The 8521-nt window shown below is 62.9% G+C and carries 6 protein-coding genes and 1 pseudogene; 6 read left to right on the top strand and 1 reads right to left on the bottom strand.

From position 1 onward, the window contains the following. The 4 genes and pseudogenes from Q1L50_RS07860 to Q1L50_RS07845 form a co-directional block, all read left to right on the top strand. A pseudogene (locus Q1L50_RS07860) lies at nucleotides 1-171 on the top strand (pyridoxal-dependent decarboxylase, exosortase A system-associated); the annotation flags it as partial. 160 nt (nucleotides 172-331) lie between these two features. Continuing rightward, nucleotides 332-1474 carry a DegT/DnrJ/EryC1/StrS family aminotransferase gene (locus Q1L50_RS07855; protein ID WP_300337321.1) on the top strand — a complete coding sequence of 381 codons (1143 nt, stop codon included), beginning with the start codon at nucleotides 332-334 and terminating at the stop codon, nucleotides 1472-1474. After that, on the top strand, nucleotides 1474-3675 hold the full coding sequence (locus tag Q1L50_RS07850) for a GNAT family N-acetyltransferase (RefSeq protein WP_300337319.1): 2202 nt from the start codon (nucleotides 1474-1476) through the stop codon (nucleotides 3673-3675). The genes Q1L50_RS07855 and Q1L50_RS07850 overlap by 1 nt, the downstream gene beginning before the upstream one ends. A 75-nt stretch (nucleotides 3676-3750) precedes the next feature. Further along, on the top strand, nucleotides 3751-4932 hold the full coding sequence (locus Q1L50_RS07845) for a response regulator (RefSeq protein WP_300337318.1): 1182 nt from the start codon (nucleotides 3751-3753) through the stop codon (nucleotides 4930-4932). On the opposite strand, the gene Q1L50_RS07840 is transcribed toward Q1L50_RS07845, so the two are convergent. Continuing rightward, the gene (locus Q1L50_RS07840; RefSeq protein WP_300337316.1) at nucleotides 4929-6203 is read right to left on the bottom strand and encodes an HD-GYP domain-containing protein; all 1275 of its coding nucleotides are present in this window, start codon (nucleotides 6201-6203) and stop codon (nucleotides 4929-4931) included. The two genes, Q1L50_RS07845 and Q1L50_RS07840, sit on opposite strands and share 4 nt — an antisense overlap. A 336-nt stretch (nucleotides 6204-6539) precedes the next feature. On the opposite strand from Q1L50_RS07840, the gene Q1L50_RS07835 reads away from it, so the two are divergent. Together Q1L50_RS07835 and Q1L50_RS07830 are read left to right on the top strand one after the other, a co-directional pair. Beyond that, nucleotides 6540-7850, top strand: coding sequence for an HD domain-containing phosphohydrolase (locus Q1L50_RS07835; protein ID WP_300337314.1), 1311 nt, complete (start codon nucleotides 6540-6542; stop codon nucleotides 7848-7850). A gap of 31 nt (nucleotides 7851-7881) precedes the next feature. Then, complete coding sequence (locus Q1L50_RS07830; protein ID WP_300337312.1) at nucleotides 7882-8448, top strand: response regulator; 567 nt, start codon at nucleotides 7882-7884, stop codon at nucleotides 8446-8448. Nucleotides 8449-8521: the final 73 nt, after the last annotated feature.

Here is an 8521-nt window from a genome sequence, read left to right as displayed (position 1 = left end):
TCAGTCGTCGGCCCGCTGTGCACACCGCTCGATCTGCTGGCCGACCGGATGGAGCTGGCCGACGCGCAACCCGGCGATCTGGTGGTGATCTTTCAGTCGGGCGCTTACGGCTTCACCGCCAGCCCGCAGGCTTTCCTTGGCCATCCGGCCTGTGTCGAGGTGCTGGTATGAGCGGCGCACGCGGTATCGGCGGGCTGCGGCTGGGGGCTGCCCGCGGCTGCTACGCGCTTGGCGAAGCGCTCAGGCTGGCCGGAATCGGGAAGAGTCGGCTTTGAAGTTCCGGCGCTTCGACCCCGGGTCTTGCGGTTTTCCAAGACCGCTGATTTCGCCCTTGCCCGACACGCCCGCCTGGCCGTCGCCGGCGCGGCGGTTCTCGCCGCCCGCCCGCTACTGCGCGGCAAACCATTTCCGCCATTTCACGCGCGGCCGCTATGCGCTTGGCGAAGCGTTCAGGCTGGCCGGGATCGGTCGCCAGGGGGCGCTGCTGGCTCCCGCCTATCATTGCGTGACGATGCTCGACCCGGCCCTGGCGCTTGATGCGGAAATCCATCTGTACCCGCTTCAGGCCGACCTGTCACCCGACCCGATGGCGCTGGAAAGGCTTCTGGGAACCATCCAGAGACCGGTCAAGGCGCTGCTGGCCACGCACTACTTCGGTATCGCCCAGGACTTTTCGCACTTGAAGGCATGGTGCGTCGATCACGGTATCGCCTTGATCGAGGACTGTTCGCATGTACTTCTTACCGAGCACTTTCGCGCCGCGGGCACCGGCATCCATGGCCATTTCGTGACCTCCAGTCCCTACAAGTTTTTCGCCTGCGACGATGGCGGACTGCTCTACGCCGCTGACGCGCAGCGCCTCGACCCGGTGGCAACGACGCCAGCAACGCTGATCGAAGAGTTGAGAGGTCTCAAGAACGCTGTGGAACGAAGCCGAGGCAGAACGCTCCCGTCCCGCGACAGCGCTTCGATCGACGAGCGGCTTGAGCTCCTGAGCGCCACGAAGCTGGACTGGGGTAATGACCAGTTGATCGACCGCGATGGCCCGTCTTCGCTTTTCTCGATTGCATCCGCCACCACCAGTTCACTGCGCAGCTCGCGGTTTGTCGTCGACCATTCGTCGATCGACGAAAACATCCAGCGCCGACGCGAGAATTACCAGCGCTGGGTGCGGACCGTTGCCGCCGTCCCCAACTGCCGCGCGCTATTCCCGCTACTGCCCGCAGACTGTACGCCTTACATGTTCCCCTTGCACATCGACCATCCGAACCCTCACTTCCATTGGCTGAAGCATCTGGGGGTCCCGATCTGGCGCTGGGACGAGATGGCTGACTCGACGTGCGAGATCTCTTGCGACCATCGCCTGCACCTGCTCCACTTGCCGTGCCATCAGGCGCTGACCGAAGGTCAAATGGACTGGATGACGGCCGCCCTTGAAAAGACCCTGCGTCACGCAGTCGAGGGAGTGCAGTGATGGGATGGGAAATCCACAACGCCAAGACCGCGTTCGGGAAGTTTGCGGACGAGTGGGACCGACTGAATGCCCGGTTGTACGACTCGCACCCCTTTGCCGACAGTCGTTTTGTCGGAGCGCTGCTGGAGCATTTCGGCGACGGCAGCGAACTGCTGTGCGTTCACCGAACAGGCGATGGCCTTTCGGGTGGCCTGATCCTTTGCGCAAGCGGACTTTGGCGCTACTCGAGCTTTCGTCCTGCGCAAAGACAGGCGACTGTCGTCCTGCTTGAAGACGCTCGCCTGCTCGCAACCCTGCTGACCGCACTGCCGAAGCTCGCCTGGACGATCGAACTGTACGCGGTAGATCCACGCTATGCTCCGGACCTCTCCAGCGTGACCTTGCCGCTGATCGTCGAAGCACAGGCGCGAACGATCGGGATCGACCTGGCGAACGGTTTTCCTGCTTACTGGGAAAAGCGCCCCAAGAAACTCGCCGCGAACATTGCTCGCTATTTCCGGCGAACGGAAGCCGAGTTCGGCACTGATCGCGTGACAAGGCTGACCGACGCGGCGGAAATGGACGCCGGGGTAGACCGCTTTGGCGCCATGGAGAGCGCCGGCTGGAAAGGACAGGCGGGCACCGCCGTTTCGCGCGACAACGAGCAAGGTGCGTTCTATCTCGACGTCCTGCGGCGCTTTGCGTTGACCAACCAGGCCGCCGTCTACGAACTTCATATTGGTGACCGGCTGGCGTCGTCGCGCCTGGTGATTGCGAACGATCATATGCTGATCTTCCTGAAGACAACCTACGACGAATCGCTGGCGCGCTTCGCACCGGGCCGGCTGCTGCTGTATCGCGTCATCGAAGAGCAGTACGCGCTCAGCACGAGGAATGCCATCGAGTTCTACACCAATGCCACCAGCGATCAAAGGGAATGGGCCACCTTCGCCTGTACCGTTCAGAACATCCAGATCTTCCGTGGCGCCCGGAACGCGGCGGTGTTCTCGCTTCTGCGGGCCTGGCGGCGAAATCTTCGGAGCATCAGGAACCGGGTGCCGGAGAGCGATGCGCCAAGCAGCAACGTCAGCCAGTGCAAGAGCATCGAGGGCCTGCAGGCGTACGACCTCGGCGAGTTCGCGGCCAAAGACAACTTCCAGGCGTCGACCGGCTGGTTCGAACTCCTGGAAAAGAATGTCTATCCGGCGGATGCGGGTGTGCGCTATTACTTTACCGCCGAAAAGAAGACCCCCCGGGTGATCCTGCCCGTGCGCTTGACCACCAGGGGAGCGGTCAAGAGTATCGAGTCGCTGAGCAACTACTACACCGCGCTCTATGCGCCACTGCTGAGTCACGAGGGCGACCCGCTCGATCTGCAAGACCTGCTCGCTGTCGCAACCCACGACCACGGCGGCGCCCATGTGATGCGTTTCTCGCCCATGGACCCGGACTCGGCGACGTACAAGGGTCTGCTCAGCGGGCTGAGGGCGAATGACTGGATCCCGTTCCAGTTTTTCTGTTTCGGCAACTGGTTTCTCAGGGTCGAAGGCAGCTGGGAAGACTACCTGAGGAAGCGCAGCGCCAACCTGCGCAGCGCACTCAAACGACGATGCAAGCAGTTTGCGGCGGCAGGGGGAACGCTGGAAATCGTGACCGCGGTCGGGGAGAGCGAACAAGGCATCGCCGCATTCCAGGAAGTCTATTCGGCGAGTTGGAAGAAGCCGGAACCGTATCCCGATTTCGTTCCGTCGCTGATCCGCCAGCTCGCCGCGATGGGCATGCTCCGTCTCGGTATTGCCCGGCTGAATGGGCGTACCATAGCCGCGCAGCTGTGGATTGTCGATCAGCAGAAGGCCAGCATCTACAAGGTGGCGTACCACGGCGACTTTGCCTCGTACTCGCCGGGAACGATCCTGACCGCGCATCTCCTGCAACACGTCATCGACGATGATTGCGTCAGGGAGGTGGACTTCCTGATCGGCGACGACAAATACAAGCGGATGTGGATGAGCGACCGCCGGGAGCGTTGGGGAATCGTCGCCTACAACCCGGGTACGATCATCGGATTCGCCTTATTGACCAGAGAGGTCGTGGGCCGCGCGTGCAAGTCCGTCGTCACCAGGATCAAGGGCGCGGTATCGCCGACCGGGGCGATCGGCAGGACTCTCGCGGCGAGCAAGAGAGCGCTGGCCCGCATTACGGGACAGAGCCGCGCTGGTTAACCGCGGGCGCGACGGTACCGCGCGCAGCTGGCTAACCCGTCCGCATCCGACGCGACCATCGAAAGCGAGCGCACCATGGACGTGAGTTTCGAGCAGTTGAGCAAGCCGGCCCGGCACCTGTTGCTGGTCGACGATGAGGAGAGCATCTTGCGATCCTTGCAGCGGATGCTTCGTCGCGACAGCTATACCATTCACCTGGCGACCAGTGGTGAGGATGGGCTGGCCATCCTCGAACGAGAACCGATCGGCGTGATCGTCACCGACCAGCGGATGCCGGGCATGACCGGTTCGCAGTTCCTGAGCAAAGTCAAGGAGAAGTACCCCGAGACGATCCGCATCGTCCTGTCCGGCTACACCGAACTCAACTCGATCACCGATGCCATCAACACCGGCGCGATCTATCAATTTCTGACCAAGCCGTGGGATGACGACCTGCTGCGCGAGAAGATCGCCGGCGCTTTCGCCCACTACGAGCTGAAGAGCGAAAAGGCCCGCGTCTCGGCGCTTAACCGGGCGATCATCGACGCCATTCCCGACGCCCTGCTGCTGGTCGATGCGCGAACACGGATGATCTGCGCTGCCAACGCCGCGGCGGGCGCCCTGCTTGGCTACGAATCGACGGCCATGGCCGGCAAGACGATCGAAGAAGTCGAACCCATGCCGCTCGATCATTGCTACTGGGACGAGATTTCTTCGGGAAGCTTCCGCGCCCTGCATGCGGTTGAAACAGAATACCTGCACGCCGATGGCAGCCTGCTGCCGGTGCGCAAGTCCACCTCGAATGCTGCCGACGGGCCCTTGCGGTACGTCCTGGTCCTGGCGCACGATCTGCGCCACGAGCGGACCATTGAGGCGTCGCTCGAGAAACTGAATGCGGAAATGGCGTCGGTCCTGGAGGCCACTTCGGAGGGCTTGCTGGTCCTCGATGCCGCTCGCAGGCTATCGCGTATCAATCGCCGGCTGACGGAGATGTGGTCGCTGCCGGAAGATCTGATTTCGTCAACCGGCGGGGAGTCGATCCTGCGCTCGATTGCCGCGCATTCAGCAGCCCCCGCCGAAACCAGTGGCGCCTTGTTCGCGCCTTTCGCAACGCCAGGAGCCCGCGCCAGCGGCCACTTCGAGCTAGCGAACGGTAAGGCCTGCCAATGGCACGCCCATCCGCACGAACGCGACGGCCAGGTGATTGGCCAGATCTTCTGCTTTGCGCTGTCGCTGCCAGCAGCGATTCCCGGGACAATGACACCCCGGGAGGCCTAGTCGGCGCGCGTGTCCTCGCCGAAATAGTAGGCTACGCGCTTCCTCGGGCTCAGATATTCGTGCACCGCCGGCGGCAGCGCTCCTGCCCGCAAGGCCTTGGTGATGCTGATCTCGGGAGTCTGCTCGAGGTCCAGGATCAGCGCCTCTGCTTTCGGGATCCGCGCATCATAAACCATCAGCATCGGCTGCAAAGGCCGTGTCGAGTTGACCGAGACCACCATCCCGGTTGCGCCGGAGGAAAGCTGCACGATGCTGCCCGGGGGATAGACGCCAAGGACACGCACCAGTCTGGCCAGCATGGCGGTATCAAACCAGCTCCTGTTCCTGGCAAACATCGTGGACAGGGCCTCATAGGGGGTCACGACCGCTGCGGCATGAGGCGGATTGCACAGATGATCATAGTGATTGACGATCGCCACCACCCGCGCTATCTGGCCAATCTGGCCGCCGGACAGGTGATACGGGTAACCGCTGCCGTCCAGCCGCTCGTGATGCTGAAGGATGGCGGCGGCGACCGCCTCGGGCAAACCACAACGCAAGGCCATCCTGGCGCCGACTTCGCAGTGCTCGCGCATCAACGCCTCTTCGGCCTGCGTCAGCGCGCCACTCTTGAGCCGCACGCCGGGCGGCACCTCCGCCATGCCGAGATCGTGAAATATCGCTGCCACCCCGATCGCCCGCAAGGTGTCGGCGTCGACCTCCATCGCCTTGCCGAGAACCAGCGCCAGCACCGCAACGTTCAGCGAGTGATGATAGGACGCGTCGCCGACACCTTTGTCGCCAAGCAGGTGCACCATCATTTGGCTGTTGCCAAGCAATGAATCGGCGATCCCGGTGACCAGCTCGATGACCCTGGCAGTCGCTTTGGCCGGTTCCACCAGAAGCTGCCGGGTGGTCTGACGGACGAGCCTCGCCGCCTTCACGGCCTGCTTTTCAGCGTTCGCGATACTCGACCGCAATACCCGGTTGCGTTCGCTGCGCAAGGCCTTCTCGTCCAGGATCACCTGCGGTTTGGGATCCCGCGCCAGCGGCAACCCCGGGGCTGGCGGATCGGCTGAAGTCGGGACCGGCGTCGGTGGCAGCACCAGCTGGCTACGCAGGGGATCGATCCGGACTCGATGCAGCCCCAGGCCACGCAGCGTGGCCAGTTGATCCTCGCCCTGAATGAGGAAGCTGTTGAAGCTGAACGGATGTTCGAGCCACGACAGGTCGAGGATCACGAACATGCCGATCGCCAGCTGTGCCGGTTCAACATACACTGGATCTTCCATGCCGAACAGCCCCCGACGTCGAATGCCCGAACAATACTCTCCCGCCTTCAGTGTAACAAAACTATTGGCGGCGGCTCATCGCGACGCGTCGCCAACGGTCTGGAGAAAAGCCGGCCGTCCCGCGCCGGTTGTGGCGGTGCCTGCGGCTGTTGCCGACCACAGCCGTCAAGGCGGCTTCCTGCCGGCTTGCGATCGAGCGGCAAGAGCGCCGACAAGCCATTCAACCGGGCCAGCGAATGCGGTAAAGTACAATGCTGGCCAGCGCCATCGGAACACCGGCGCGCTGGACGTCGTGCTGCCGGTCCACGGAAAACCTGAAATGAATGGCGCAAGAAGATGAGCGAACAGACTTCGCCCGCAAGCCCGCAGACACTGCTCCTGGTCGATGACGAACCGTCGATCCTCAGCGCCTTGCGGCGGCTGTTCCGCCCCTGCGGATACCGCATTCTGACGTCCGAAAGCGGCGCCGGGGGACTCGACCTGCTCGGCCGCGAAAACATCGATCTGGTGATTTCCGACATGCGCATGCCGGAGATGGACGGCGCCCAGTTCCTTGAAAAGGTGCGGGCCGGCTGGCCACGCGTGATCCGCATCCTGCTCACTGGTTACGCAGACATCGCGGCGACCGTCAATGCGATCAACAAGGGCGAGATCTACCGCTATATTTCCAAGCCGTGGGACGACAACGACATCGTGCTGATTGTCCGTGACGCCCTGGAACGGCAGCAGCTGCAGAACGAGAATGCGCGACTGCTGGCCCTGACCCGGACCCAGAACGACGAACTGAAGGCACTCAATGCCGGCCTCGAGGCACGGGTCAGGGAACGCACCGTCGAACTGGAGCAGGTCAATGGCTTCCTCAATCTCGCCAACGACACGCTCAAGCAGAGTTTTCTGGTCTCGATAAAGGTATTCTCGGCGCTGATGGAACTGCGCGAAGGCTCAGGCGGCGGACACGCTCGCCGCGTCGCCGACATGTCGCGCAAGCTGGCGATCCAGCTGGGACTCGACGCGAAAGCGCAGCAGGATGTTTTCATCGCCGGCCTGCTGCACGACATCGGCAAGATAGGCTTCTCCGACGCGATGTTTGCCAAGCCGGTCCCGAAGTTGAACGCCGAGGAACTGGGACGCTACCGCAAGCACAGCCTGGCCGGTGCCAATGCCCTGATGCCCCTGGCCGATCTCAAGAACGCCGCCGATCTGATCCGGGCGCATCACGAGCGCTTTGACGGGCAAGGATTTCCTGACGGTACGGCAGGGCTGGGCATCCCTTTGGGTGCGCGCATCCTGGCGGTCGCCAACGACTATGACGGACTGCAGATCGGCACCTTGTCCGAGAAGCGCTTCAGCGCCGAAGACGCCAAGACCCTGCTGGTGAAATCGCGCGGCAAGCGTTACTGCCCGACGGTGATCGACGCGCTGCTCGAACTTCTCGGTGCGCCCCACGAAGACCCCGGCCAGACATCCCGGATTCCGGTCGGACAGCTCAAGGTCGGGATGGTCCTGGCGCGCGACCTGATGGCGCGCGACGGCAGCTTGCTGCTGGCCGCCGACTACCTGCTCGACGCCAATCTGGTGCGCGAGATCCAGTCCTACGCCAAGCGTGAAGGCCTGTCGCTCGTGCTGCACATCCGCACCGCCATCTAGCGCCACTTCAGCTTCGCCGAGGAGCACGTAAATGTCCCGCATCCTGATCGTCGACGACGAAGAGAACATTCTCAAATCGCTGCGCAGACTGCTGGCGATGACGCCCTGCTCGGCGGGTGGCAAAACGTTTCCGCTGACCGTAGACACCTGTAACGACCCCTTGCAGGCGCTTGAAAAAGCCTTCGAGACGCCCTACGACCTGGTTCTTTCGGATTACCGGATGCCGGGCATGGACGGCGTCGCCTTCCTGAAGGAGTTTCGGGAACTGCAACCGAACGCGGCACGACTGATTCTGTCCGGCTACGCCGATCTGAATGGCCTGATCGCCGCGATCAACGAGGCCGGCATCGTGCGCTTCATCGCCAAGCCGTGGAACGATTACGATCTGGTGGCAACCATTGCGCAAGCGCTGGCGTACCAGGAACTGCAGAACGAAACGCAGCGGATGGCCGACGAGGCTCGACTCCAGCAGGGCCGACTCAGCGCCGAGGATTTCGAGCGCAGGCGTCTTGAAGCGCTGGAGCCTGGCATCACGCGCGTCAATTGGGGGCCTGACGGGTCGGTGATGCTCGACCCGGATGCACTGAAACGCGACTGATACGTGGCGCTTGATGCCGGAGATCGCAGCGGCCCGCTCCTGCAATATCCGCAGTCAGCGCGTCATCCAGCGG

It is taken from the genome of Accumulibacter sp. (genome assembly GCF_029255145.1).
Taxonomy (GTDB): domain Bacteria; phylum Pseudomonadota; class Gammaproteobacteria; order Burkholderiales; family Rhodocyclaceae; genus Accumulibacter.
The sequence above is the reverse complement of the archived record's forward strand: the minus strand, read 5'-3'. Positions and strand labels throughout refer to the sequence as shown.

Coding starts and splice junctions, on each gene's coding strand:
- Q1L50_RS07850 (WP_300337319.1), top strand. CDS start 1,474: ATGGGATGGGAAATCCACAACGCCAAGACCGCGTTCGGGAAGTTTGCG.
- Q1L50_RS07845 (WP_300337318.1), top strand. CDS start 3,751: ATGGACGTGAGTTTCGAGCAGTTGAGCAAGCCGGCCCGGCACCTGTTG.
- Q1L50_RS07840 (WP_300337316.1), bottom strand. CDS start 6,203: ATGGAAGATCCAGTGTATGTTGAACCGGCACAGCTGGCGATCGGCATG.
- Q1L50_RS07835 (WP_300337314.1), top strand. CDS start 6,540: ATGAGCGAACAGACTTCGCCCGCAAGCCCGCAGACACTGCTCCTGGTC.
- Q1L50_RS07830 (WP_300337312.1), top strand. CDS start 7,882: ATGTCCCGCATCCTGATCGTCGACGACGAAGAGAACATTCTCAAATCG.